This is a genomic window from bacterium 336/3 (assembly GCA_001281695.1).
In the GTDB taxonomy this organism is placed as follows: Bacteria; Bacteroidota; Bacteroidia; order Cytophagales; family Thermonemataceae; genus Raineya.
The window spans coordinates 2,681,915-2,707,500 of sequence record LJIE01000001.1; the positions used below are offsets into that span (position 1 = coordinate 2,681,915).

25 protein-coding genes are annotated in these 25,586 nt (G+C 33.5%); 7 read left to right on the top strand and 18 right to left on the bottom strand.

What is annotated here, in order from left to right:
- Positions 1-3 precede the first annotated feature (3 nt).
- From AD998_12425 to AD998_12490, 14 genes are all read right to left on the bottom strand, one after another.
- Positions 4-1,374, bottom strand: coding sequence for a hypothetical protein (locus AD998_12425; GenBank protein ID KOY86839.1), 1,371 nt, complete (start codon positions 1,372-1,374; stop codon positions 4-6).
- A 21-nt stretch (positions 1,375-1,395) separates the two neighbouring features.
- Positions 1,396-4,242, bottom strand: coding sequence for a hypothetical protein (locus AD998_12430; protein ID KOY86840.1), 2,847 nt, complete (start codon positions 4,240-4,242; stop codon positions 1,396-1,398).
- A 221-nt stretch (positions 4,243-4,463) separates the two neighbouring features.
- The gene (locus AD998_12435) at positions 4,464-4,682 is read right to left on the bottom strand and encodes a heavy metal transporter (GenBank protein KOY88186.1); all 219 of its coding nucleotides are present in this window, start codon (positions 4,680-4,682) and stop codon (positions 4,464-4,466) included.
- A 74-nt stretch (positions 4,683-4,756) separates the two neighbouring features.
- On the bottom strand, positions 4,757-4,996 hold the full coding sequence (locus AD998_12440) for a hypothetical protein (GenBank protein ID KOY86841.1): 240 nt from the start codon (positions 4,994-4,996) through the stop codon (positions 4,757-4,759).
- Positions 4,997-5,000: 4 nt separating this feature from the next.
- Positions 5,001-5,297, bottom strand: coding sequence for a thioredoxin (locus AD998_12445; protein ID KOY86842.1), 297 nt, complete (start codon positions 5,295-5,297; stop codon positions 5,001-5,003).
- Positions 5,298-5,319: 22 nt separating this feature from the next.
- Positions 5,320-5,529 (bottom strand): hypothetical protein, encoded by a 210-nt coding sequence (locus AD998_12450; protein ID KOY86843.1) that lies wholly within the window; start codon positions 5,527-5,529, stop codon positions 5,320-5,322.
- 11 nt (positions 5,530-5,540) lie between these two features.
- Positions 5,541-5,852: a sulfurtransferase gene (locus AD998_12455; GenBank protein ID KOY86844.1), complete on the bottom strand. Its 312-nt coding sequence runs from the start codon at positions 5,850-5,852 to the stop codon at positions 5,541-5,543.
- Positions 5,853-5,862: 10 nt separating this feature from the next.
- On the bottom strand, positions 5,863-6,246 hold the full coding sequence (locus AD998_12460; protein ID KOY86845.1) for a hypothetical protein: 384 nt from the start codon (positions 6,244-6,246) through the stop codon (positions 5,863-5,865).
- 13 nt (positions 6,247-6,259) lie between these two features.
- Positions 6,260-7,672, bottom strand: coding sequence for an MBL fold metallo-hydrolase (locus AD998_12465; protein ID KOY86846.1), 1,413 nt, complete (start codon positions 7,670-7,672; stop codon positions 6,260-6,262).
- A gap of 12 nt (positions 7,673-7,684) precedes the next feature.
- A complete protein-coding gene (locus tag AD998_12470; protein KOY86847.1) occupies positions 7,685-8,515 on the bottom strand; it encodes a permease in 831 nt (276 codons plus the stop codon).
- A gap of 42 nt (positions 8,516-8,557) precedes the next feature.
- Positions 8,558-8,854, bottom strand: a complete 297-nt coding sequence (locus AD998_12475; GenBank protein KOY86848.1) for an ArsR family transcriptional regulator — start codon at positions 8,852-8,854, stop codon at positions 8,558-8,560.
- Positions 8,855-8,960: 106 nt separating this feature from the next.
- Complete coding sequence (locus AD998_12480) at positions 8,961-10,445, bottom strand: hypothetical protein (GenBank protein ID KOY86849.1); 1,485 nt, start codon at positions 10,443-10,445, stop codon at positions 8,961-8,963.
- Between the two features lie 35 nt (positions 10,446-10,480).
- The gene (locus tag AD998_12485) at positions 10,481-11,731 is read right to left on the bottom strand and encodes a damage-inducible protein CinA (GenBank protein ID KOY86850.1); all 1,251 of its coding nucleotides are present in this window, start codon (positions 11,729-11,731) and stop codon (positions 10,481-10,483) included.
- Positions 11,732-11,772: 41 nt separating this feature from the next.
- A complete protein-coding gene (locus tag AD998_12490; GenBank protein KOY86851.1) occupies positions 11,773-12,879 on the bottom strand; it encodes a hypothetical protein in 1,107 nt (368 codons plus the stop codon).
- A gap of 395 nt (positions 12,880-13,274) precedes the next feature.
- On the opposite strand from AD998_12490, the gene AD998_12495 reads away from it, so the two are divergent.
- Entirely contained in the window at positions 13,275-13,523 is a 249-nt protein-coding gene (locus AD998_12495) for a hypothetical protein (protein KOY86852.1), read from the top strand.
- Positions 13,524-13,542: 19 nt separating this feature from the next.
- On the opposite strand, the gene AD998_12500 is transcribed toward AD998_12495, so the two are convergent.
- The gene (locus AD998_12500; protein KOY86853.1) at positions 13,543-14,769 is read right to left on the bottom strand and encodes a 3-phosphoshikimate 1-carboxyvinyltransferase; all 1,227 of its coding nucleotides are present in this window, start codon (positions 14,767-14,769) and stop codon (positions 13,543-13,545) included.
- An 89-nt stretch (positions 14,770-14,858) separates the two neighbouring features.
- Between AD998_12500 and AD998_12505 the strand changes: the two genes are divergently transcribed.
- A complete protein-coding gene (locus tag AD998_12505) occupies positions 14,859-15,329 on the top strand; it encodes a hypothetical protein (GenBank protein ID KOY86854.1) in 471 nt (156 codons plus the stop codon).
- Between the two features lie 5 nt (positions 15,330-15,334).
- Here the strand turns inward: AD998_12505 and AD998_12510 are convergent, their stop codons facing one another.
- From AD998_12510 to AD998_12520, 3 genes are all read right to left on the bottom strand, one after another.
- Positions 15,335-16,225, bottom strand: coding sequence for a 4-hydroxy-3-methylbut-2-enyl diphosphate reductase (locus AD998_12510; GenBank protein KOY88187.1), 891 nt, complete (start codon positions 16,223-16,225; stop codon positions 15,335-15,337).
- Between the two features lie 161 nt (positions 16,226-16,386).
- Positions 16,387-18,546, bottom strand: a complete 2,160-nt coding sequence (locus tag AD998_12515) for an aminopeptidase (protein ID KOY88188.1) — start codon at positions 18,544-18,546, stop codon at positions 16,387-16,389.
- Positions 18,547-18,675: 129 nt separating this feature from the next.
- A complete protein-coding gene (locus AD998_12520; GenBank protein KOY86855.1) occupies positions 18,676-18,915 on the bottom strand; it encodes a hypothetical protein in 240 nt (79 codons plus the stop codon).
- Positions 18,916-19,076: 161 nt separating this feature from the next.
- Here AD998_12520 and AD998_12525 point away from each other — a divergent pair, with 161 nt between their 5' ends.
- The 5 genes from AD998_12525 (at position 19,077) to AD998_12545 (ending at position 25,567) form a co-directional block, all read left to right on the top strand.
- Positions 19,077-20,483, top strand: a complete 1,407-nt coding sequence (locus tag AD998_12525; GenBank protein ID KOY86856.1) for a hypothetical protein — start codon at positions 19,077-19,079, stop codon at positions 20,481-20,483.
- A 39-nt stretch (positions 20,484-20,522) separates the two neighbouring features.
- Positions 20,523-21,917, top strand: a complete 1,395-nt coding sequence (locus AD998_12530) for a hypothetical protein (protein KOY86857.1) — start codon at positions 20,523-20,525, stop codon at positions 21,915-21,917.
- Positions 21,918-22,161: 244 nt separating this feature from the next.
- Complete coding sequence (locus AD998_12535; GenBank protein KOY88189.1) at positions 22,162-23,541, top strand: tRNA modification GTPase MnmE; 1,380 nt, start codon at positions 22,162-22,164, stop codon at positions 23,539-23,541.
- A gap of 63 nt (positions 23,542-23,604) precedes the next feature.
- Positions 23,605-24,996 (top strand): hypothetical protein, encoded by a 1,392-nt coding sequence (locus tag AD998_12540; GenBank protein KOY86858.1) that lies wholly within the window; start codon positions 23,605-23,607, stop codon positions 24,994-24,996.
- A 16-nt stretch (positions 24,997-25,012) separates the two neighbouring features.
- Positions 25,013-25,567, top strand: coding sequence for a hypothetical protein (locus AD998_12545; GenBank protein KOY86859.1), 555 nt, complete (start codon positions 25,013-25,015; stop codon positions 25,565-25,567).
- Positions 25,568-25,586: the final 19 nt, after the last annotated feature.

Genomic DNA, 25,586 nt, shown 5'->3' on the forward strand with positions numbered 1-25,586 from the left:
ATCTTAGTATTGTGTAGTTTGTGGATTAAAGTTAGTCCAAGTAGCTGTCCAGTTGTTTGTACCAAATGCACCTCTGAAGTTTACTTTATCAAAGTAAGCATCTGTACCTTTACCCGTCCAAACAGCACCAGTAAGTAAAGGAGAACCTGCTGTTGGTAATGTTTGAGGAGTATTTAAGCTACTAATTGTACCTAATCTCAAATCAGCAGTATTGGCAACAGCATTGCCATAAGCAACTGTATTGAACCAGTTTGTAACATCTGTAGTAGTAAATGCAGGTGTAGTAGAACCCGCAGCAATTGTTCTATTTGCTGTTACTGTACCAGCTATTACAACACCTCTTACTTGTAAAGCATCACTTTGAGCATTAGCCCAAGTAGGTGAGCCATCTAGACGCAAACCATTAGGATAACCTACAAATACAGAGTTAAATACACTTTTTGAAGTATTTCTACGTAAGTGCATAGCATTTTGGTATGTTCCAGAACCTAAACCAGTAGCAGGTATTGTAGAAGATGTGTCTGAAGCAAAAACTGTAATATTAGCAAATACAGGAGATGTTTTAGGTCCACTTTCAGGAGTACCAGGGTTGAAGTTATCAGACTCAAAACCATTAGAAGCAGATGCATCTGCAAAGTTTTTATCTCTTAAAGCAAAACCGTATTGTACTTTTCCATTAAATCCAAAATCAGTATCAAAATCATCATCCCAACCTCTGAAAGCTACTAAATATTTAGAATTTACTGTTCCACCAAACCATTCAAAAGAGTCATCACCACAATAAGAAACCTGAATGTACTCAATAGTAGTACCTCTACCTACACCATACAGAGTAAGACCGTTAATCTCACTATTGGGTTGGAAAGCAATACCTCCAAACTCAATACGAGCATATTTTAAAATACCAGAGTTATCGTTTTCATCAGAACCACCATAAGAACCACGAATACCACCTTCCATTGTAGGAGATGATTGGTTTACAGGTGCTTTTCCAGCAATTACAACACCACCCCAGTCACCATAACCACGTGAACCAGCAACCTGATTAGAAGTAAATACAATCGGTTTTTCAGCAGTACCTTCAGCGATAAGTTGTCCACCTCTTTCTACTACCAATGTACCCTTGCTATCTTTATCTCCAAAAATAACTGTACCAGCTTCAATGGTAAGTTTTGCTCCTTCTGTTACATACACAAATCCTTTTAAAAGATATTTGTTAGTTGCTTTAAAAGTTGTTTCCCCTTTTAATTCTCCCGTAATAATGATTTTACCATCAGGAGTTGTTTGTACAGGCGTTGTTGTAGTTTCATCTTTTTTACAAGCTATCATAGATAGTGCGATGAAAGTTAGAAATAGGAAAGTTAGCTTTCTCATGGTTGTTTGTCGGGTTTATTATTAAAAGTTATAAGTAACGGTTGCATTTACGGTTGTTCCAGGTCTAAAAGCTCTGAAATCAGAATCTTGACCATCAATTTTACCATTTAAGTTAGAATCTTGTAAAAACTTAAACTTCTGATTTAAAACGTCTTGTACACTTAAACGAGCTTCCCACTTTTTATCTAAGAACGACTTAGAAATATTAAAATCTATAATGTTACGAGGCACTTCGTACAAACTGGGTTGGTTATTATTTCCTACCAAATACAATCTAGGTCCTGCTACATTATAAAGCACATTCACTTGGAACCCTCTATCTTCATCATTATAATACAAACCTGCATTCACTAAATAAGGTGATTGTCCTACCAATGTTCTGTTTTTAGGAGCATCTACATCAGTAAGTCCTGATGAGCTGGGCCCTAAATCTACTTGGTTTCCAACATTCACATTACTCACCAAATAAGATGCATTGGCAACAATGCTCATTCTTTGGATAAATTTAGATGAAGTAAAATTATAGAAAGACTTTCTCACTTCTGCCTCAACACCATAACCTTGTGCACTTTGAGCATTTCCATAACCAAAAGCGATAGCTGTACCACCAGCAGAAGCATTTTGTAAGTAAGCTTCCACAGGATTTTGGAAATTTTTATAAAATACTCCCAAAGAAATGAGTTCGCTTGTAGAAGGGTAATATTCCCAACGTAAGTCAGCATTATCAATGGTAGCTGTTTTTAATCTTACATTACCTCTTGTATCAGCATTTAAGTTGAAATCATAGAAATTAAATGGAGCAAGTTCTCTAAATTCAGGACGATTCACTGTACGAGAATATGCAAAGCGAATTAATTGTTTATCTGAAAGATTATATACTGCATTCAAAGATGGTAGAACACTCAATATTCTATTATCTGCATTTTCAGGTAAGCCAGAAAGGTTTAATGATTCTAATTCTTGAATGTTATATTCTGTACGAACACCTGGTGTAACACTCATTTTTTTGCCCAAAGGAATATAACCTCCTACATAACCTGCCATCAGTGTATTAAATCCTTTGTAACTATCAATAGGGCTTGTACCTTCAGCAAAAGTGAAGCCTGTTGTTCCATTGATATTTTCAGGTCTGAATATTTGGTCAAGTGGTAGCAATTTCAAAGGTGAAATATCTGCTCCTGGTGATTGTAAATAGCTGAAATAACGAGCATCAAAATCTCTTGTTTTGCGTTCTGTATAAAATCCATAACGAAGTTTCATAGGATTACTACCTTCTACTTCTTTTCCTATTTTTTGTTCTACAGCAACATTGGCAGAATAAGCCAATTCATTCAAATTAGAAAAATAACGACCATCTGTTAAGTTTGCAGAACCAGGGATAGCCATAACATAAGGTTCGTTATTTTCACCTACTTGTCTTGTTCTGTTGGTATTGAAACGTCTCCAATCTGGTTCTTGCTTGTTGGTATAGTTCAAGCCAGTTGCCCAAGTAAGTACAAATCTTTCATCATTCAATTTGTGTTTACCTGTAATCTGACCACCATAAAAGCTTTTTTGTTCAAAACGCTGAGAGAAGTTTCTGAAATCAAAGTTATTCAATAAATCTGTTCCTTCACGAATAAGAGATTGTCTAAAAGATTGTTGGTTGAATAAATTTTTGAATTCTATTCTGTTATCTGCATTCCAACTCAAAGACCAATTGTGTAAAGCACTCAAACGCAAGTTATTTGTATAAGTATCATCTTTGAATGTACCAATTACTTGTGCTGGGAATGTAATCTGGTCGTTTAGTAAACTATTCTGGTTAGCTGAATAATATTGATGTGTATTAGAATAGTTGATAGAAGTAAGTGTTCCAAAACGGAAACGACCTTTATCGAAGCGTCTGCCTAGATTGAATCCAAAACGGTGGTCAGGCATTATTTTTTTACGAATAAATGCTAAATCAGAAGATAAGGCATTTGCACCTAATTGAGCTCTCTGAACAGCACTCAAATCATTACTTAAAAAAGAAGGGAAATTGCTTGGAAGCTTTCTCAATCCATTGTCAAAGCCTAAGAAATCAGTATTGCTTCTTTGATAATCAGATACTTCATTAAATGTTGTTCCTACTCTACCACCATATCCAAAACTCACATTTGCAAAATTTTCTTCTGGAGCATTTTTAGTATAAATTTTCACAGCACCACCAGCAAAATCACCGGGCAATTCAGGTCCACCTGATTTAAAAATTAAAACTCTATCAATCATGTTACTAGGTACTAAGTCGAAAGAGAAAGCTCTGCTATCTACTTCTGTACTGGGTGCATATATATCATTGATTAAGACAGCGTTATAACGTTGTGGCAATCCTCTGATAATGGCAAAACGATTTTCTTGAAGGGATACACCAGGAATACGGCGAAGTACCTGTGCTGCATCTTTGTCTTGTGATTTTTGAATTTGCTCTGAACCTATCCCTACAGCTACTTGTTCGGCTTCTTTGATTTCAGCAATAACAGCAATACTTGTACCTGTTTCTTTACGAGCTACAATTTCAATGCCTGTAATATTATTATTTTCAGGATTTAGGGATGTGTTGATGATAACGATTTTTCCCGCAGGAACTTCCACGTTTTCAACTTCTTTGGTATCATAACCTACTGAAGTGATAACTACAGTGTATTTACCCTCTGGAATATTGGTAATCTGAAAGTTACCATCTATATCTGTTGAGCCACCCAAAGATGTACCTTTTAGTAAAATAGTTGCCCCAATAATTGCTTCATTGGCTGCATCATCTTTTAGATTACCCTTAATTGTTCCAGTATTTTGTGCAAAAGCACTTTGGAGAGCAAAAAATAGAATGAGTGAAAAAATGTGTCTCATAAAAAACCTTATATCCGTTAAATTTTGGTGCAAAGGTATAGTAGGCGTATTACGCTTTGCTTAAAAGGATATTAAGTATTTTTTATGTTTAAAGGCTTTTTAAAGACTTTTTATTAATCTTAACATAAATTTCTTTACATAAAATTAATATACGAAACAGCCTGTTTTGTTAAATATTTCGTAAAATAAGCTGTTTTGTATCAAAAATTTTTTCTCTTGTATTAATTCTCTTTTGTCATTCTGCCTACTGCACAACTTACAAAAGATTTCGCTTTATGTAGCAAATTGTTATTTCCTTTTTCAGGATAGCCTAACTGAGAAAGTTTTTCTACAAGGTTATTTCTAATATCATTTGTACCAATTACCGTTATAGTTTCTTTTTCTACTTCTACTTTTTCAACACCAACCAAACTACTGAGAGCTTTTTTAATGCTGTTCATACAGCCACCACATTTTATATTTTCTACTTGAATTAGATATTCCATAACTTTAATATTTTTAATGTAAACAAAAACTACTTTACTTCTTCAAATTCTATTTTCTTGATTTCATTTTTAGAGTATTTTGAGGCTGTATTGATAGCACAATTTGAACCCGCACAACCCAAAGCAAATAAGCCCATGATTGCAAAATAACCACCAAATATACTCAATATCCACTGATTTTCTTTCCAAGCCTGTACCATAATCATGATTCCCATGATTAAATAGATTGCTCTTCTCACATTCCAACCTGTCAAAATTCTGTTTTTCATCGTTCTAGGAAATATGTTGTTTCAATAAATTTACAAGTCCATTTTTAGGAACTACTCCACTTTGTCTCCAAAGCAATTCTCCATTTTTAAATAACATGAGTGTAGGCACACCCATAATCTGATAATTTTGGGCTACTTGAGGGTTTTTATCTACATCAATTTTAATAATATTAGATGTTTCTCCTACCTCTGCCTTTACTTCTTGCAAAATAGGAGCCATCATTTTGCAAGGTCCACACCATTCGGCATAAAAATCTACCAATACAGGTGTATCTTGATTGATTATTTCTTGGAATGTCATTTTCTACTTTTTTTAGTTAAAATTAGCTTTTAGTTTGGGGTTTGTCCTGAACAAACATTCCCAAGCCCAATGTGCCCACCAGGCTACCATATAAAGTACTATTCAAGGGTTTTGAAGTAATCGCACACGTTCCACTTGCACAACCTACAAAATGCCAGTAAGCATAACCAGCCAAAGCTCCTAAAATAGCTCCCAATACATACAATTTATTTTTATTTAAAAATGCTAACATAGTTTTTTCCTTTAATCTACCAAAGAAGCTACATTTCCCCAAGAACCACCATTTACTACATTTTCAAAGCCATTTTTTTCTAAAATACTTTTGGCTTGGCTACTTCTCATACCACTACGACAAAACACAACTATGTGATTTTTACTTTTAAAACGATGCAACTGCCCCGAAATCGTATCTAATGGGATATTTACAGCACCCTTTACACTCCCCGATTTAAACTCCACAGGTGTACGAACATCCACCAAAAAAGCTCCTGCTGCAATTGCTTCTGAGAGTTTTTCGTCTTGACCAAACAATTTTTTTAAGAATCCGAACATAATTTTTTAAGTTTTATTTTTCTACCACTTTTTGAGCTTTTTTCCATGCTGCTATACCTCCAGAGAGGTTATATACTTTCTTAAATCCTTTTTCTAACATAATTTCTACTGCTGTACTACTTCTACCACCTGCCTGACAATACACATAATAGGCTTTATTTTTATCTAATTTATCTAAACTAGCAGAAAAGCTCTGTTCACTAATATCTAATAGCTTTGAATTTTTCAAATGCCCAGTTTGGTATTCTTCAGGGGTTCTTACATCTAAGATAACTACTCCTGTTGTTTGTGAACCTTTTTCAAATTCTTCTACTGTTAAGTTTTTAACTTTTTTCTGAGCATTTACACAAAATGTTGTGATAAATGCTACAAACACAAGCAAAAAATATCTTTTCATACATAATTTATTTTTAAAGTTGAGACAGTGTAGAAGTGCAAACAAAATTTGTCTTAGGAATATTGGTTTGTTCAATTGCTTTAAAACCTCCTGCTATATTCACTATATTATGTATACCTCTTGATTTCAAAATGGAGGCTGCTATTACAGAACGGTAACCACCAGCACAATGAATATAATTGGTTTTATTTTCTTCAAAATCTACCAAATGTTCATTGATTTGAGCCAATGGTGCAAAAGTTGCACCTTCTATGTGCTGAGCAGAAAATTCTGAACTCTTTCTTACATCTATTACTTTGGCAGTTTTATCTATTTTGAGTCTTTCTTCAAATTCTTGAGCTGTGATACTTTCTATCATATCTACGTCTTTTCCAGCATTTTTCCAAGCATTGATGCCTCCTTTCAAATAACCCAACACGTTTTCATAACCCACACGAGCCAGACGAGTGATGACCTCTTCTAATTTATCATCTTCTGCAACTATTACTAATGGCTGTTTGATGTCTGTGATGAGTGTTCCCACCCAAGGGGCAAAATCGCCACTTACTCCAATATTGATAGAACGAGGAATAAAACCTTGTACAAATTCATCTGGTTTTCTGGTATCAAGTACCAAAGCTCCATGTGCTTCCACAACCATTTCCAACTCTTCAGGATTCAATGGATTTAAAGCTGTATTCATTACCTCATCAAAACTCACATAACCTTTTTTATTTATCATCACATTTTGAGGAAAATAATACGGTGGAGGTGCTAATCCATCTAATACTTTTTCAATAAATTCTTCTTTGCTCATCGCTTGAAGGGCATAATTTACTTGTTTTTGATGCCCTAAAGTATCAAAGGTTTCTTTGCTCATATTTTTTCCACAAGCTGAACCAGCTCCATGAGCAGGGTAAACAATTACCTCATCTGGTAAAACTGTTAACTTTTTCAAAGATTCGTATAAATGTCCTGCTAAATCCTCCTGACTCAAATCGCTTTTCACAGCCAAATCTGGTCTTCCAACATCTCCAATAAATAAAGTATCTCCTGTGAATATAGCGTATTCTTTGTCTTGTTCATCAAAAAGCAGATAAGTAGTTGATTCCATCGTATGCCCTGGAGTATGGATCACCTTGATTTTTGTATTTCCAAGTGTCAAAATTTCCCCATCTTGAGCAATATGTACATCATATTCTGGAAGAGCATTTGTTCCAAACACGATGGTTGCTCCTGTTTTTTTAGCCAAATCCAAATGTCCTGAAACAAAATCAGCATGGAAATGCGTTTCTAAAACATATTTTATCTTTGCTCCATTCTTTTCTGCTTTCTGGATATAACTTTCTACTTCTCGTAAAGGATCTATAATAGCTACTTCATTGCCTGATTGAATGTAGTAAGCCCCTTGAGCCAAGCAACCTGTATAAATTTGTTCTACTTTCATCTTTTCAAATATTTAATTCTGATTGATAAATTTATTCGTAATAAATAATTCGTGTATTAAAATATAACATGCCATCACAAGTACAAAATAACCAAAGCCTTTTTTGAGCTTTTCACCTGCTATCCAGTTTGATAGATAAGACCCTACAAATATTCCACCTGAAGCCACTACTGAAAATGTAATCAAGATTTTCCAATCTATTTTGAGAGCCTGATTATTCAAATCGGCTAATAAAAAACCTAATAAGGAGTTTATAGCAATGATGAATAAAGATGTTCCTACAGCTTTTTTCATCTCTAATTTCAAAAATAACACCAACGTAGGAATAATCATAAAACCTCCTCCAACACCTACAATACCTGTAATAACTCCCACTCCCAAACCTATTATAAAAACAAAAAAATAAGAATTTAGTGCTTGATTCACTGATTTTGTTTCTTCTGTTTTTTTATCTCGAATAATAAAAAAAGAGGCTATAAGCATGATAGCAGCAAATATAAGCATTAAGAGGCTGTCTTTATAAAGAGTAAAATCAACTGTTTCTATGATTTTTATAGGTATTAATGGCATCAAAAATTTTCTGACCAAAAAAACTGCTATTAATGAGGGTAAAGCAAACCAAATACCTATTTTAGTATCTACTAATCCTTTCCTAAGATAAGTCAAACATCCTACAAAAGCCGTAAAACCTACAATAAATAGCGAATAGGCCGTGGCTGTCGTAGCCCCTATTCCCATCACCAATACAAGTACTGGTATGGTTAATATTGAGCCTCCACCTCCTATCAATCCCAAAGAAATGCCTATTAATGATGCCAATATGTAACCTATAATTTCTTGCATTTTATATAAATATCTTTATTTTTTTATATGTTTAATATATATTTAGATTTTACACTTTTTCATACATTCCAAAACGCCTACAATAGCCGTTTCTTTCAAAGAATAATAAATATTTTTCCCTTCTCTCTCACAAGCCAAAATACCTTTATCTTTCATATTAATAAGATGATGAGAAAGTAAACCTTGATCTATATGAATAATTTCAAGCAATTCGGAAACATTCATGCGTGTATTTATGTGTAATAAGTTTACAATCTGTATTCTAATAGGGTGTGCAATGGCTTTGAGTATATTAGCTACCTTTTCGAGTCGTTCTTGAGAAAATTCTATTATTTCCATAGGTTTTATAAAATTATGATACAAATATATATAAACATATCTATATATAAAAATATTTATTTACTTTGTTTTACAAAAAATGCTTATAGACTACCTAAAAGCATTTTTATTTTCTTAAAACTACCCACTCTACTCTATTTTTTTCACCTTTCTTCTTAATATTTTGTCTAAGAATCCTTTCAGGTTCTATACCTTGCAGAATTAGTTGTTTACGTATTTCGTCTGTTTGGCTTTCAAGCAAAATCTGGTTTTCATTATTTGGCTCTGTGAAAAGCACCATTTTGATTTTCAGACTAGTATCGTTGAGCATTAACTGAGCTATTTGATATAGTTTTTCTTGGTCAATAATAACATCATCTTGACGAATCCAAATAGGAACAAGCAATCTTTTATCAGCATCTTTAAGAGCTTGTTTTTTCTTCTTTACACTTACTTCTAAAGGTTCTTGAATAATGATTTTCATTCCTCCTGATTTCTCAACTCTGTTAGCATCTCCAAGTTCTTTTTTAAATTTAAGAGTTGTATCAACTCTTGTAATATTTTCTTCTTTTTTGGCTGTATCTTTGGTAATAACAGGTTTCTTTTTATCTGGATAAATAATTGGACGTTTGTTAGGGCGTTTTTTCCTACCTTCTACAGGCTTCTTCCAAATCATACTGAGTTCAAAAGCACTATTGGTTTGCCCCAGTACATTTCTGTTACCCAAAGCAAAATCGTAGCTAAAAGCAAAATGATAGTTTTCTTTTGCAAAATCTAAGCTTACAATCACTTTTTTATTGGTGTTATACCAAGAACCTAAATACAGCAGGCTCTTTCCATCTATTTGATATCTAAAATGAGAACCTATTTGCAAGTTTCTTTTTTTAGATTGTTCTATATAACGAACAGTTGGATAAATTGACCAACTATCTTTTTCATAAATTAAAAACTCCCCTGAAGCATTGATAAGCCAAGGTATACGACTTATTTCAGCAAACCATGTGGTATTGGGGCGATTAAGTGTATAGCCCGATACCCCAAAATGATACAATAGCTTTTGGTTATCATCTTCTCCGTACCACAAAAGCCCTGCATTGACAACAGGAAAGTCTGACTTGAAAGCCACAAAAGGCTCATTGAGAGGCAAGCCCGCATTATAACCATTGACAGTATATTGGCTTTCGGAAGTGAGTAAGTTTGGGTCTAGTCTGCGAAAGAAATAACCTCCTTGCATTCCAAATGCTAAGTGATCATAATCCGAAAAATCTACATTATATGCTAAATTTCCAATAAAAGCATTTGTTCGAAGTAATCCACCTTTTCCTGCTGTTTCATTGAGTACCCCCAAACCAAAACCTCCAGCTCTTCTGTTATTTTGATCTATAATTGGCAATGAAACTTCCAAAGCAGACGTACTGATACCCTGCCCTACACTGATTTGCTGTCGCCTGAAATTAAAACCTACAAAAACTTCTTGTCGGGCAGCTACCCAAGCAGGATTAGAAAATAAAGGCGTAGGATAATAATATTGAGAAAATAGAGCATTTTGAGCTTTACTTTCCAATAAAAATCCAATAAATGTTATCAACAATATGTAATAAAATCTACGCAAGTCTCCACACTGTTAAAGTGGTTTTATCTTTATTTCTACTTTGCTCTACCACCTTGTTTTCTACGAACCCAGTCAATTAAAAGATTAGAAGTAACTTGGATATTCACCATTCTGTCATTTCCTAGTTGGTATAATTTAGCAACCGTCTCATTTTCATCGGAATAAGCAACCCAGATTGTACCTACAGGTTTATCTTTAGTAGCTCCTAATGGCCCTGCAATACCACTAGTGGCTATTCCTACATCCGTTTTAAAAAGTTTTCTAACATTTTCAGCCATTTGAAGTACAGTTTGCTCGCTAACAGCCCCATACTCTTCTATAGTTTCAGGTTTTACTCCCAAAATATTGATTTTAATATCATTGCTATAAGCAACCAAAGAGCCTTTCAGATACTCTGAACTGCCTGAATGCTGTGTAAAACAATGAGCTAAAAAGCCTCCTGTACAGCTTTCTGCAAGTGCAATAGTTTTATTTTGAGAAACTAATAATTTCCCAACTGACTGAGCCAAATCTTCTTCATCAAAACCATAGACATATTTATCTATAATAGGCAATACTTGGTTTGTCTGCTCATCTACTTCTTTCTGAATTAAACTTTTATCGTTTCCAAAACCTGTTAATCTCAAACGTACCATTCCAAAACTTGGTAAATAGGCTAAACGGATGTGTTCAGGCAAATTATCTTCCCATTTTTCTATTTCTTTAGCCAAATATGACTCTCCAATACCAACTGTTTTAATCATTTTATGGAAGATATAAGGCGTTTTAAAGAATTTTTGAAGATTCTCTATCACATAGCTTTCCATTAGAAATTGCATTTCGTGTGGTACACCAGGCATTGACACAAATATTTTGCCCGACTTCTCAAACCACATACCAGGAGCTGTTCCTTTTAAATTTGGGATATAAACAGCATTAGAGGGTAAATCAGCTTGTTGTCTGTTTACTTCAAGCATTTCTCTGCCTCTACTTTCAAAAAACTCAGTAACTGTTTTAAGGGCTTCTGAATTTCTGATAAGTTCTGTCCCAAAGAATTTACAGAGCGTTTTCTTGGTAATATCATCTTTAGTAGGTCCTAAACCACCAGTAATCAATACCACATCAGCTCTTTGCTGAGCTTCTTGTAAGCCTTCAAGTATATCTTGTTCCAAATCAGATACAACACTATGCCTGATTACTCTGATACCTATTTTATCCAACTCACTACTCATCCACTGGGCATTGGTATTGGTGATTTGCCCATATAGAATTTCATCACCTATATTTAAAATTTCTGCTTTTATCATACAAACTTATCTAATATTTTTCATTAGAAAACATTATTATTTTACATCATTAAGTTAGGAACTTCTACAGTAAAAGTAGAGCCTTTGTCTTTCTGAGATTCTACAAAAATTTCTCCTCCCAATTTTTCTACCACTTCTTTACATATAAATAAGCCTAGTCCTGAGCCATCACGAGCATTTGGGCTAGCTCTGAAGAACATTTCAAATATTTTATCTAAAAACTCTTCGTCTATTCCCTCTCCATTATCAATAACTTTAATAGTAGCTTTTGTTTCATCACTTTCTATTTCTATACGTACAAAAGCAGGATTAAATCGGTTTGTAACACTATACCGAATAGAATTACTGATAAGATTGCTCAATAATATCGATAGCCTTTCTTTATCAGAAACAAATTCTCCTTGTTGCTTCACAAAGGTCTCTTTTGTTATTTGTTCTGATTTAGGCGTATAATAATGTCCTTCTAAAACTTTATCCAATATCTCTTTGAAATTAATACTTTCTTTATGTACTAATCTTCTCAGATTACCAGAATAGTTTACAATATCATGAATAAAGCTATCTAAACGTTTAACAGTTTGTTCTTGAAGTTCTGTATATGTACGAATAAGGTTTACATCATTCTCCATCTTTACCAAATTTATCAAACCAAGTAAATTTGCAATGGGCCCTCTAATATCATGTGCTGAACGATATACAAATTGGTCTAACTCATGGTTGGTTTTTTGAAGGCTATCTATTAAAATTTTATTTTGTTTTTTTAGCTCTGCTATTTCTAAAGCATGATCAATGGTCTCTTTAAGTTCTTCGGCTTTCCATGGTTTAGAAATGTATTTGAAAATTCGTCCTTTGTTAATGGCTGTAATAATAGCATCCAAGTCTGAATAACCCGTTAGCAGAATGCGTGTTACATCAGGAAATTGATGATTAATTCTTTCTAAAAACTCCACACCTGTCGTTCTTGGCATTCGTTGATCAGTAATCACTAACTGAATGGGAATTTTCTCCATTATTTCAAGTCCTTCATCTGCGGAATTTGCTAAATAAATTTCATAATGCCTTCTGAATACAGCTTTGAAGCTACTGAGATTTTTGGGCTCATCATCTATATAAAGTATTAGCTTTCTTTGCTCTATGGATTCTGACATAATTTAGTGATAAATAATAAACGAATAAAAGCGAAGCTATGAAAATAAGCGAATATTCACAAAAATTTAATACTCAAATTTAACAGGCATAATTTTTGATGTAAAAAGTATAAGTTTTTCTTGTAAATAAGAAAATAACTTTTTACACTTGTGACATAATCTAAAACATCATATAAATGCTTTTAAGTAACCCACATATTGCAATTACAATCTGCCAAACTCTAGAGGTTGGACTGATTTGCCGTATGTCAAAGGTCTATTCTACTATTCGGGTGAAAATAAAAAAGCGTTTTTTCTTTTAAGTTGATTTAAAAACAAACGTTTAATAAAAGCCCGAACTGCTCATAGTTCGGGCTTTTTCTTTATAAAGATTTTTTAACTCTAAATTTTATTTTATGAACAATTTTAACGAAAAGGGTACAAAGTGCCCTACTTTATGGAAAGGTGTAGATAGCTTAGTGCAAAACCAAGCTATGAGCGAAAATGTAGTTTATTCTCCACGTCCTGACTGTGGCAATGACACACCAGAGCCTGAGGAGAAAACTACAGACTCAGAGGATTATGATGCTTTGGGGACATTATTGGGAAGTATTATTGGCCTATTTACAAATGTTACATTCAAAGATTGGTTACATACAGGCTAATTATTACAAAAGCTCTCCATCAGGAGAGCTTTTGTATTTCTTTCCAAAAATGAGGGTAGGATTTCTTTACCACTTCATCAGCTTGTTCTATTTCCAAAAGATACAACATAGCTAAAGGAGCAAATGCCATAGCCATTCGGTGGTCTTCGTAGGTATTAATTTGTGTATTATCAATATTTTGAACTTCTTTAACTTTTCTTAACAACCAACTCCCATCTGTTTGCTCTTGAAAATCAAAGCCAAATTTAGCGACTTCATTCTTTAGGGCCAGTAAGCGATTTGTTTCTTTGATTTTAAGGCTTTCTACTCCTTTTGCTAAAAAACTAATATTTTTGGCTACACACAACGCTACAATGGTTTGAGCTAAATCGGGACAATGCGTAAAATCATAGCTTTGATTATTTTCTACTGAATTTTCAGTTTTAGTAATCAAAATCCCATCTTTCTCAAATTTGGTTTCTACACCAAAGTTCTTCATAATTTCTACAATTGCTTTATCACCTTGTAGTGAGGTTTCTTTCAAATGTGGTAAAAAGATGGTCGCTTTTTCGGAAATAGCTACTACACTATACCAATAACTTGCTGCTGACCAATCTGCTTCAATTGTATAAGCTTGTAGCTGATATTTTTGTGGTTCGATATGAATTTCATGATTGTTCCAAATATGATGTATCCCAAAATGGCTCATCAAGGCAAGTGTCATTTCGATATAAGGCTTGGAAGCCACTGCATTTTTAAGGGTTATTTCTAAACCTTGTTCCAACACTGGAGCTATCATTAATAAAGCTGAAATATATTGACTACTTATATTGCTTTCAACTTCTATCTGCTTTTTGGTTTGTTTAAAATGTTTAATATGAATAGGTGGAAAGCCCCTTTTTTCAAGATATTCTATTTCAGCACCTAAATCCATAAGAGCCTCAACTAAAATATGAATGGGGCGTTCTTTCATTCTAGGCGTTCCAGTCAAGATTGTTTCTCTATTAGTAACGGTACAAAAAGCTGTCAAGAAACGCATGGTTGTTCCAGCATCCAATACATCTAAAGTTTTGTCTTTGGATGCCAACAAACGCTGTAATGTCTGGGTATCTCTTGCCTCCGAAATATTAGATAGTTGTGTGTTCTGAACTTCAACACCTTGAAATTGAGCCAATGCTTCAATAAGTAAAGTTCTATTACTTTCACTTTTGGAGGCTGGTAATTCTATGGTTTCTTTGATATTTTTTTTCGAAATAGATAAATACATAAATATGTTTAAAGATATTTTCTCAAAAGTAAGATTTTTACAAATATTTTCAATTTTCTTATATAAATTGCCTTAAAATTGAAATACTAATGGAAATTAAAGTTTTATTTGTTTGTTTAGGAAATATTTGCCGTTCACCACTTGCTGAGGGTGTTTTTTTAGAACTCATCAAAGAAGCTGAATTGAATGATAAAATCAAAGTAGATTCAGCAGGTACATCAGCTTATCATATCGGCGAACTCGCTGATTACAGAACTCGTCAAACAGCTGAACAACATGGAATAAAACTCACACACAAAGCCAGACAAGTACAAAAAGAAGATTTTCAGCTATTTGATTATGTTTTAGCTGCTGATAAATCGAATTATAATAATTTGAAAGTTTTTCAATCTGCAAATGACAGGGCTTCTTTGCATTTAATCAGGGAATGGGAAGGTAAAAATCTGGAAGTTCCTGACCCTTATTATGGTACACTCAAAGATTTTGAAGAGGGTTATCAAATATTAAAAAAAACTCTCAAGCCTTTTTTGGAGTATTTGAGAGCTTGTCATGGTATATAATTTTTTTAAGCACTAATTAAATCTAACTCTTCTATTTTCTCTTTTACTTTTTCCATGAGCCACATAGGAGTAGAAGTTGCTCCACAGATTCCTACTTTGTCTTCAGGAGAGAACCATATAGGCTGTATTTCTTGCTCATCCTCAACAAAGTAACTCTTTATATTATATCTTTGGCATACCAGAAACAAAGATTTCCCATTGGAGCTTTTTTTACCACTTACAAAAATAATTACATCATTGTCTTGAGAGAATTTCTCTAATTGAGGTTCTCTGTTCGACACTTGTCGACAAATACTATCATTGGCATCAAATAGAGCTAAATTTTCCGTAAATCCTTTTTCTTCAATACGTTTTTCAATCAACTCCTTCATTTTATAGAAGCCCTCTGTACTTTTGGTTGTTTGACTAAATAAAACGATTGGCTTGGAATAATCTATCAAGTCTAAATCTTCTTCAGTTGTAACGATAATAGCTTCTTTATTGGTTTGTCCTGAAAGGCCAATCACTTCAGCATGTCCTTTTTTACCATAAATCACAATTTGCCCTTGCATTTCTTTGGCTTTATCGTATGCCGATTTTATTCGATTTTGTAATTTGAGAACTACAGGACAAGAAGCATCTATGAGTTCTATATTATTTTGAAGTGCTATTTGATAAGTTTCTGGGGGTTCACCATGGGCTCTGATGAGGACTTTACAGTCGTGAATGGTGGCTAATTGTTCTCTATCAATAATAGTAAGTCCTTTTTGGGCTAGCCTTTTTACTTCTTTGTCATTGTGTACAATATCGCCCAGACAATATAGTTTCTGAGATTCTTGTAATTCCTCTTCTGCCATTGTGATAGCATACTCTACTCCAAAACAATATCCAGAGTTTTTATCAATATTAACTTTCATTATTGCGTCTTTAAAAGCATTAAGGTAAAAAATGCAATCTTTGTTCAATCTTATAACAAATTCTTTGCCTTTTTTTGTTCATTTTGGTACAAAGTTATAAAAAAAATAAGTCGGTTGTAGAACCGACTTATTTTTTATTCTTCTCTATTTAATATTCTATGTTATTTTTCTTTAATTCCATCAAAACTACCAGAACCAGCCGTTTTAGGAAATGAGTTGTTATTGGCATCTGTATCAGTTGTTTCCAAACTTGGATCCAAACGGAATGAAGAAACTTCTTTATCAGTAGCTATCATTCTGAATATTTCCTTGTGGTTCATACGCCAAATCTCAGCTGGGAAACGTTCAACTTGCTTTGTACCATCTTTATAAGTTACTTCTACAATCAGAGGCATTACCAGTTCTCCATTATTTTTCACTTTCAAAACATAAAAGTTTTTGTTTGGAGAAAGAGATTTTTTTTCAGCATCACTTAATATGATACCATTTTCTTCCATTCTTTTTACAGCATTGCCTAACTTTACTTCTTTAGTAGGGAAAGCCGAAGCTGTAGGCAAAGATTGTCCATTTTCTAAAATCTTATACAACGTAACTGACTCAAGACTAGGCTCATAGAAATCTACTGTATAGAACCAACCTCTCCAGAACCAATCTAAGTCAACTCCAGAAGCATCTTCCATAGTACGGAAGAAATCAGCAGGCTCAGGATGTCTAAATTTCCATTTATTTGAATATTGTTTGAAAGCATAATCAAATAAGTCTTTACCCATAACTGTCTCACGAAGTACATTCAGAGCTGTAGCAGGTTTACCATAAGCATTGTTTCCGAATTGTTTTACTTGCTCAGAGTTTGTCATAATAGGTACTTGAGTATCAGCAGCAGATTTCATATAACCTACAATATTAGCGGCAGGACCTCTACGAGAAGGATAAGGACGTTTTAAATCTTTTGTCCAAGCTACTTCAGGCAATTCTTGTTCTGCTCTAAATTGTAAGAAAGAGTTCAAACCTTCATCCATCCAAGACCACTGACGCTCATCAGAGTTGATAATCATAGGGAAGTAATTGTGTCCTACTTCATGAATAATTACAGAAACCATTGCATATTTTGTTCTATCGTTGGCATCTGCATTTTTCTTACGGTCTTCTTCTGTTGCATTTGCAGGCATAGGAATTGGTCTTCCTCCATTGAAGCAAATCATAGGATATTCCATACCAAATACAGGTCCATGAACAGAAATAGCTACTGGATAAGGATAATCAATACTATATTTTGAGTAAATATTGAGTGTATGAGCTACAGTCCATGTAGATTTTTCACCCCAAAGTGGGTTACCTTCTTTAGGGTAATAAGACATTGCCCAAACTTTTTTACCACCATTATCTACTTGGAATGCATCCCAAATAAATTTACGAGAGCTAGCCCATGCAAAATCACGAACATTTTGAGCTTTATAAGTCCAGGTTTTGCGTTCAGTTGCTTTTTTCTTTTCAGACTGAACAGCCTCATCTTGTGTTACGATGACTGTAGGTTCTTTAGCTGTTTTTGCTTTTTCCCAACGTTGTAGTTGAGCTGGTGTAAGTAAAGATGACGCATTTTGTAATTCTCCAGTAGCTGCCACCACATGGTCAGCAGGAACATTGATATTTACTTCATAGTCACCAAATACCAAAGCAAACTCACCACGACCTAAGAATTGTTTGTGTTGCCAGCCATATACATCGCTATATACACACATACGTGGAAACCACTGAGCCATTTCATACAAATAATTGCCATCAGCAGGAAAATACTCATATCCTCCTCTACCTCCCATTTTATTGGCATCAATTACATAAAAGCTCCATTCCAAAGAGAAAGTAAACTTTTGTCCTTTTTTGAGGGGTTCAGGCAAATCTATACGCATCATGGTATAGTTTTCTGTATATTTTAAAAGTCCACCTTTACTATCTTTTACATTAGAAATCATAAATCCGTGAGGAGAGTTGGTACTAGATGCCCAACCCAAGAGATTTCTACCACTATTTCCATCCAAATCAAAACTTTCTGATTTATAAGTATTTGATTCCTTTGAAAACATATTTTGGTCTAATTGTAGCCAAAGATAACGTAACTCATTAGGAGAGTTATTATAATATGTAATGGTTTCTGAACCTTTTACCCACTGCTTTGTATCGTCTAAGGTAACATTAATTTTATAGTCAGCTTTTTGCTGCCAATACTCATGCCCTGGTGAGCCATCAGCTGTACGATAATTGTTGGGAGTTGGCAACAAATAATCTAATTGTTCAAATTTAGAGCCTAAAACTTGTGCTTGCATACTTAGCACACCTGCTCCAAATAGAAAAGAAAGTATGTATTTTTTCATGTTGAAAAAGATGATATTTCTAAAAAATATATTTAAGTGTAACGAATTATACCAATTATTATTATAAAATTTCTTTTTATGTTAAGCAGAAGCTTGGTATTGTTGTTTGAGTCTAGCATATATAACTGGTGGAGAAAGCGAGTTATCTATACGTGTTTCTATGATATGAGGAAAACTTGCAATAAAAGTTGAGAGTTTCCCATATTTAATACCTCTATTACGTAAAGCAGCACCTATTTCTGCCAAATTAGCCCAACCCAATTCGTTCATAGATTCTCGAACAGATTCTCGGAGGGCATTTTCTAAAACATTGCGTTCCATAATTTTTTTTTTGTTTTAACAGAATTAAAAAATTTAATTCGGTAAAAGCCGAAATTATTGGATTTTGGCAAAGCTAGTAAAATTATAAAATATTGTAAAGATTTTTTTCAGTTTAGTTTTATTGTGCAGTTTTGTTGTTTTTTTTATCAAAATTCTTAATTTTGGCACAATTATTACTTACATCTGTACAGAATCAATCTAACTGTTTTATGAGATATTTATACTTTCTAACATTTTTAGTGTTTGCATTACAAGCCTGCTCTGGCTCAAAGAGTTATTTTAAAAAAGGCATGAAACTAGAACAAGCAGGGATGTACCAAGAAGCCTCTCAGATGTATCTACAATCGCTTGCCCGTAACAGAAATAATATTGATGCCCAAATACAGCTCAAAAAAACTGGTCAAGCAGTTTTAGATACCAAATTGGGTGATGTTTTCAAAGCTCATAGCACTGATAACCACAAAGGAGCTGTTTATGCTTACTTGGGTGCTCAAGATTTTGCAAATCAGGTTGGACAATACAATGTTGGGCTTTCTACTCCTCCTCAATATGAGCAATATTTTAACCAATCCAAAGCAAAATATTTGGATGATTTGTACAAACAAGCTACTGAACTTTTAGCTCAAGAACAATTTGAGTCAGCAGACCCTATTCTTGCTGAAATCAAGAAACTTGACCCTAACTATAAAGATGTTAAGACGCTGAAGCGTACTTCATCTAATGAGCCTCTGTATAGAAGTGGCAAAGCAGAATTAGATGCTAAGAATTACAAACAAGCTTATTATTTCTTTGACCAAATTTATCAGAATGATAAATCTTACAAAGATGCCACAACTCTACGTGAAAAAGCTCGTAAAGAGGCTGCTATCACTGTTTCTGTATTGCCTTTCCAAAATTATACTCGTTATAACAATGTAGAGCGTACCATTCAGGGTGGTGTAATTTCTTCTGTGATAGGCTTAAAAAGTCCTTTTATAGATTTGGTAGATAGAGAAAATTTACAAACCATTTTGGATGAACAGAAATTCGGTCTTTCTGGACAAGTAGATGAAGCTACAGCAGCCAAAGTAGGTAATTTATTGGGTGTCAAAGCTGTTTTGATTGGTAAAGTAACCAATTTTACAGAAAATACAGGTAGACTTCGTAACGAAGAAAGGGTTGCTTATGAAAGCTATCAGGCTAAAGAATGGAATGCTACCCTTAATCAGTATCAAAATGTAACCAAATATCGCCGTACCAATTATATGGAGTACTACAACGATAAAGATGTAAATGTAACCTTTGAGTATCAACTTATTTCTTCTGAAACAGGTAAAATATTGGCTTCCAATGTAGTTACCAAAAACGTAAAAGATGAAGTACGTTATGGTACATACCAAGGCGATGCAAGAAATTTGTTTCCTGGTGATGCGAATGGTGTTTTTGCAGGTGGAAATGAAAAAAATCGTTTTGACAAACTGTTCCAAGGCAGAAGAGATTTACGCCCTACTACTGATATTACACAAAATCTTTACAAACAAATCTCTGATGAAGTATCTGCTGATGTATTCAGAGCTATTGGAAAATAACAATATATCTATTGAAAACAATTCTTAATAAAATTTTGTATGAAAAAGTTTTTTACTCCTTTTATATATTTCTTGCTTGCTTTTGTAGTTTTGGCTTGTTCGCCACAAACTGCTCAATCACAACGTAAGAAAAATAAGAAAAAACAAACCATAGAAGCTTCTAAGCCCAAACCTGATTGGGTCATTGCCAAACCTATTACCTCCATGTATTATGTGGGCATTGGTTATTCTTCTACACGAGTGCCTAATTATCAGCAATCTGCAAAAAGCAATGCCTTTGAAGATTTGCTCTCCGAAATCAAGGTAAATATCTCAAGTACTTCTGTACTTTATCAAATGGATAAGAAAAGTTCTTTCAAAGATGAATATGAATCAACCATCAAGAGTACTGTAAGAAATGAAATTGAGGATTTTGAGATTGTAGATACTTACGAAAATGCTCAAGAAGCAGGTTACTGGATATATTATCGTTTGTCAAAATCAAAATACGCTGAGCAAAAACGCAAAAAAGTAGAAGGTGCTGTGGCTGTTGCCAAAGACTTTTTTCAGAAAGCTGAACAAGCTGAGCAAGAAGGACAAACAGGTACAGCCATTGATTTTTATGCAAAAACAACTTTAGCTCTTAAAGATTATTGGGCTGAAAATGTACAAGCCGATCTGAATGGAAAGAGTTTAATGCTTTCTAACGAAAGTTATACACGTATCCAACAAATTTTGGATAAAGTGATTATCTCGACACCCTCAGCAAATATCCAGCTCAAAAAACAAACAACTCAAACACCTTCTATTCCTGTACAAGTTACCTATAAAAATCAGCCACAACGTAGTTTCCCGATTTTGGCGAGCTATATTCGTAACAAACAAGATTATACAACTACTGAAAAAGGTGAATTAAGCATTTTGTTGGATAAAATTTCTGGCGTTAGGAATAGCTTTACAGTGAATATCAATGTGGATGTTACAAAAATTATCAGTGGAAATGCAGAAGATAAATTCTATAAGTTTTTACTCAATAGCTTTAGAAGTCCTTCCCAAACTGTTACCATCAATTTGGCTAAACCTACTTTGTTTATCATTAGTGATGAAAGAAACTTAGGTAATCCACTCAAAACTATGCTATTAAGCAACCAACTCAAAGCTATGCTTACATCAAAAGGTTATACTTTTGTCAATAGCAAAGAAAAAGCTGAAGTTTGGTTAGAATTGGAGTCTGATACAAGACAAGGTGCTGAATCAAATGGTATTTTCTTTGCCTTTCTTTCTGCAAATGTAAAAGCCATTGATGCAAAAACAGAACAGGAAATCTTTAATGAGAGCCTACCCGAAGTAAAAGGTGGACAAACTTCTTTTGAAAGAGCAGGAAACGATGCTTATCAAAAAGCTTCCAAAAATATTGATGAATCTTTTGCAAGTAAATTGGCTGAAATTCTTTAATATTTTAATTCAAAACAACTCATTTCCAAAACGTTCTGATGAAAATCAGAGCGTTTTGTCTTTTTAAGGAAATTCAAGTAATTTTGTGTATGAAACTTCCTTATGAGCATGGGCTGACGCTCCAGCGAGGTGAGCGAAGGCTTTTGCGTAGAAGCATTGGAGCGTCTTGATTTTTTTCGTTCTTTTTGTATCAAGACAAAAAGAACAACTTGTATCTTTAGTCTTAACACAAATAAATTTATTCATTTTGAAATATTTAGATATATCCGATACCATTGTTGCCCCTGCTACTCCACAAGGTGTGGGAGCCATTGCAGTCATTAGAATTTCAGGCAAAAACGCTATTCAAATAGTAAACAGTGTTTTTAAAGGTAAAAATTTAGAAGCTCAAGAAACTCATACCATTCATTTTGGAACAATCCGAAAGGATTCTGGAGAAATTGTAGATGAAGTGTTGGTTTCACTTTTCAAAGAACCTCGTTCTTTTACCAAAGAAAATGTGATTGAAATTTCTTCGCATGGTTCGCCTTTTATTGTGGAGCAAATTTTGCAACTGCTTGTAAATAAAGGAGCTAGAATGGCTCATGCAGGCGAGTTTACACGCAGAGCTTTTTTAAATGGACAGTTTGACCTTGCCCAAGCCGAAGCAGTTGCTGACCTGATTTCCTCTGATTCTCAGGCTTCTCACCAAGTTGCCATGAACCAAATGCGAGGAGGTTTTTCCAAAAAAATCAAGGATTTACGAGAAGAACTCATTCGTTTTGCTGCTCTTGTGGAGCTTGAACTCGATTTTGCAGAAGAAGATGTCGAATTCGCTAATAGAGTTCAACTTAGAAGTTTTTTGGATGGAGTTTTGAGTTATGTCAATGAGCTTTTAAGCTCTTTTCAGTTGGGCAACGTTCTCAAAAATGGCATCCCGACTGTCATTGTAGGAAAACCCAACGCAGGGAAATCTACCCTGCTCAATGCCTTACTCCAAGAAGAAAAAGCCATTGTTTCCGATATTGCAGGCACTACTCGTGATAGCATTGAAGATGAGATTATTTTAGAAGGTATTCGTTTCCGCTTCATTGATACAGCTGGTTTGCGTGAAACTACTGACCAAATCGAAGCGATTGGTGTTGAGAGAGCCAAACAGAAAATACAAGAAGCGTCATTAGTGATGTATCTCTTTGATGCTGCCTCCACTCCTATTTCGGAAGTAGAAACGATTGAACAAGAACTTAAAAAATTACAAAAGCCTTATTTTCTGCTTTTTAATAAAATTGACAAAGTGGATTCAACGGTTATTGAGAAACTTAAAAACTTTGAACACAGCATTTGTATTTCTGCCAAAGAACAAAAAAACCTTACAGCATTACATAATGCTTTACTTTCGGTGGTAAAAAATAAGCAAGTAAAAACTGGCGATGTGGTGATTAACAACCTCAGGCATTTTGAAGCTCTTTCTCTTACGCAAAAGTCTTTAGAAAAGGTGTTGGAAGATATTGAAACACAGCTCACAACAGACCTACTGGCAATGGACATCCGAGAGGCTGTGATGCATTTAGGCAGTATTATTGGTGAAGTTACCAATGACGACCTCCTTGATTACATTTTCTCCAAATTTTGTATTGGAAAGTAAAATAAGGATAAATAAAAAAAACAGTATTTTGCACATAACTGTATATAAAAACAATAAAATTGTATGAGTGATTACCATTGCTTAGATATTGAATTTCCAAATATTAACTTTGATTCTTACTACATTAGAGGTAACAAAGTTAATAGTGTTCATCATGCACATTTATATACAGATGTAAATAATATTGAATTGAGATTTTTTTATGATGAGCAAACATATTTTGGTGAAAAATTAATGGAATGGTCAAGAGAAATTAATTGGCGAAAATTTGGTTCATTTATAAAAGTGGAATTAACAAAAAACCATACAAATAAATCTTTACAAAAAATTGATTTATCAGAAGCAGAATTAATTGGTTATAAAAGCAGTTCTCAATATTATGAGAATGGAAAAAAGTATATTATTATAAAAATCAATTCTCTAAAATTTTATTGGAATCCTAATAAAGAAATACAAAATATTGGAGAGTTTTATTTAGATGATAAAGGGTTTAGGGTTGTAGAGCCATTTTATACAGTTTTTACACGAAAGTCCTTTTTTAAAAATGACGGTAAATTCGAGATCAATCGAATGAATGATTCAAAAAAGTTTTATAAACTTGAGAAGTCTTCATTCCGTCCAGAATTTGATGTTCATTCCAGTGACAACAAAAAAGATAGAACAGCTACAATTATAAAAAAGCCAAAAATTCAATTCAAATATCAAAATGGAATAACAGAAGAAAAAGCTATTTTGTATGGAGATGTAGTTTTAATGTTGGCTTCGTTCTATCACCACATCAAAATTGATTATACAATCCGTAAAATATATTTGAAAGAATATACTATCACCACAAAAACTATTGAACAAAAAAACTATTATGATATAGATGGCAATCTCCAAGGTTTTGGGATTAATTGGGACTTTAATAAATTTTTACAGTCCAGTTGGCAAGTAGAAACATTGAGGAACTTTATTCTACTTTCAAAAGCAATTGAATTATTTAATCAAGCCCTTTTGGTTGATAACTATTCTGCATTTCTAATTCGTTATAATATCATTGAAATTTGTGATAAGCAAAAACAAGATGCAGAAAAATTTACTTCTAGTTTAACTAAACAACAAATAAAAATAAAACATGGTGAAGCCTTAGAAAAATTATTAGAAACTATTATTCCAAATGAACATGAAGATTTTAGAAAACGTTGGCAAGATGTTCAAGCTAATCTACAGAACAAACCCATGAAAAATCAGTTGATTTCATTTTTAGAAAGCCAAAATTTAGATATTAATTCTTTTCCTATTAAAATTAAAGATTTGAAGGACTTACGAAATAATATTACACATGGGAGTATTTCAAAAGTGGATGTAGAACAACTAAGAAAAGCAAATATATTATTATACAGAATTAGTGGGATACTAATTTTAAATTTAATGGGTATTAAAGATTGGAAGTTAAATAGAATTATTAACTAAAATCACTTAGAAAACCATGAAAATTGATAAAAAATTTAATACATTCACCTACAAAGAGTATTTTTTCTATATTGATAATCATAAAAGATTTACTGATTTCAATACACTTGGTTTGTATCGTTCCATTCTTGAGAACTCAAAACTGAGTATTGATGAAAAAGTTGAAGTAAGAGAATATGCTCATCAGTTTTTCAAAAAGCCTTTTGATTTTCTACAAGTAAAAGACCCTTATATTTTTGTAGAAATATCTACATTAGGACAAACTCTTACAAAAGCTGATAAAGACCAGATTTGGAGAAACCTCAGAAATAATCAGAAAAAGATATTAGCTGACAAAAAAATCAAACACAGAAACTTTGGCGATTATTCGAAACATAATTGTGGTGATGAGAATTGTTTCTACAATGGACTCATGATTAAACAAGGCTCTTTCTTTGCAGAAGGTGGCATGCATTTTTATACAGATAAGCGTAATAATTTTTTCTATCCAAAAAAAGAAAAATCTCTTCAGCAGAAGAAAGACAGAAAGAAAACAAAGACAATTATTGCAAAAGAGCTTGATTATGAGTAATATAAAATTTTAGCTTCCA